The organism is Streptomyces sp. NRRL S-31, from assembly GCF_000718775.1.
In the GTDB taxonomy this organism is placed as follows: domain Bacteria; phylum Actinomycetota; class Actinomycetes; order Streptomycetales; family Streptomycetaceae; genus Streptomyces.
The window spans coordinates 1-261 of the sequence record NZ_JOCB01000297.1 but is presented as its reverse complement, the minus strand read 5'-3'; the positions used below and the strand labels follow the sequence as shown (position 1 = coordinate 261).

1 protein-coding gene is annotated in these 261 nt (G+C 68.2%); it reads right to left on the bottom strand.

Annotated elements, in window-relative coordinates:
• A partial coding sequence (locus IF37_RS40530) for an acyltransferase domain-containing protein (RefSeq protein WP_037858559.1) occupies positions 1 to 261 on the bottom strand: 261 nt, incomplete at both ends.

Below are 261 nucleotides of genomic sequence, written 5' to 3'. Positions count from 1 at the left end.
GCCGAGTTCGAGGTAGGTGGTGGTGCCGCCACGGTGGAGGGTGTGGATGGCGTCGGCGAAGCGGACGGCCTGGCGGGCGTGGTCGACCCAGTAGTCGGGGGTGAGGATGTCGTGGTCGGCGTGGGTGCCGGTGAGGGTGGAGACGAGGGGGATGGTGGGGGTGTGGAAGGTGAGGGTGTCGAGGGTGGTGCGGAAGTCCTCGAGCATGGGGTCCATGAGGGGGGAGTGGAAGGCGTGGGAGACGGTGAGTTGTTTGGTGCG